Below are 1,115 nucleotides of genomic sequence, written 5' to 3' on the forward strand. Positions count from 1 at the left end.
GTATTAAGGGACGAAATAACGAAGGCATTATCGGACAATTCTACGGCAATGGCGCGGCAGCCATGGCAGGCTATGCCACTCGCGGAACTGACAACAACAAAGGCGACGACGTAGCCTTCGGCGGTGCGAAAAAATAGCCTTGTCTGCTTACGCGATTAGGGAATGCCAGTGTTTTCGGCGTTTGGCCGTCCGTTCCCGCAATCAGGTAAACCGCCATTTTTTAACTACAGCCGCAGTAGGCATAAATATACTGCGGCTGACCTGTTTCTGAAGTGCCGTGCAAACCTGCATTATCTCGCAGAATTTTTGCTTTACTTCTTTCAGACGGCCTCTCCGCCCCAAGGACCCTATCTCATGAAACACCGCCTCTGCCTGCTTTTCCTGCCGCTCTGTACGGTCTGCCTTGCCGCCCCGTCCGACGATGCCGCGGACGAACGCCGCCGCCTGCTGGATGAGAGCAGCCGCCAAACGCAGCAATATCGAGAAAGTGACTGGCTGGACACGGAACAGGCCCGCGAGAAAGTGGAAGAAAACAACGGCTATATTTCGATAGATGGTGAAATCTACCAAGTCGGCGATACGGCGGAAGAACTGGAAAGTGCGATTTACCACGCCCTAAACGCGCGACAGTGGCACAAGGTGCGACAGTTTGCCGCCCGCTACGCCAAACTGCCGCAGCACAAACCCGCGCTGATTCATTTGGCCGATGCGCTGCAAAAACGGGCCGAAGGGGATTCTCGCGCGGCGGAGAACAGTTTTCAGACGGCCTTGGAAGCCGAACCCGACAACCCCCGCCTGCTGCTCGAAGCGGGGCGGTTTTATGCCGAAGACAACCAAAACAAAGAGTCCGTCGCCGCGTTTGAGAAAGTTCTGAAAACGGATATTCCTGCTGAAACCCACCCCATCGTGGAAAACTACCTGTCCGAACTGGGCAAACGCCGCCGCTGGCACGGCCAAATCAGCCTAGGCTACGGCTACAACAGCAATGTAAACCAAAGCAACGGCCTCAACCAATGCGTGTGGGAAATCGCGGACATGTGCCTGATGGCGCGCACCCTGCCTGCGCCAACGGATTCAACCTTCTTATCCTCTCGCGCGACCCCGTCTCTTCTACA

The 1,115-nt window shown here is 55.8% G+C and carries 1 protein-coding gene and 1 pseudogene; both read left to right on the plus strand.

The annotated features are described in order from the left end of the window. Window positions 1-137: pseudogene (locus tag ACTHUR_RS11655) on the plus strand (Slam-dependent surface lipoprotein); the annotation flags it as partial. A 217-nt stretch (window positions 138-354) separates the two neighbouring features. Then, on the plus strand, window positions 355-1,115 hold a 761-nt coding region (locus ACTHUR_RS11660), incomplete at its 3' end, for a tetratricopeptide repeat protein (RefSeq protein WP_440398678.1).

Source organism: Neisseria sp. P0021.S007, assembly GCF_051956855.1.